General features: G+C 65.1%; 1 protein-coding gene. It reads left to right on the forward strand.

Going from position 1 to position 235, the window contains the following annotated elements:
• Positions 1 to 58 precede the first annotated feature (58 nt).
• Positions 59 to 169, forward strand: a complete 111-nt coding sequence (locus ACZ2V4_RS11930) for a hypothetical protein (protein ID WP_490514983.1) — start codon at positions 59 to 61, stop codon at positions 167 to 169.
• The last annotated feature ends 66 nt before the right edge of the window (positions 170 to 235 follow it).

Genomic DNA, 235 nt, shown 5'->3' on the forward strand with positions numbered 1-235 from the left:
GGCCATCGCCGCCAGCGGACCGGACTACGGAGACAGCTACTCGGGATTGGTGAGGTAGATGGCGAACGCGACAGCTTTCACCTATCGGGGCAGGAACTCCGACGGGAAGATCGTCAAGGGCAAGCTGGACGCGCCGAGGCGGCGGATCCGGAGTCCACCCGCTGAATGAGCCGGTGGATTCCTTCCACGTCGTGCGCCTTCTCCAGGGCGGCGCTGTGGGTGATCGTTCCGGTGT

Source organism: Macrococcus sp. CoH-51_TC_04, assembly GCF_058188655.1.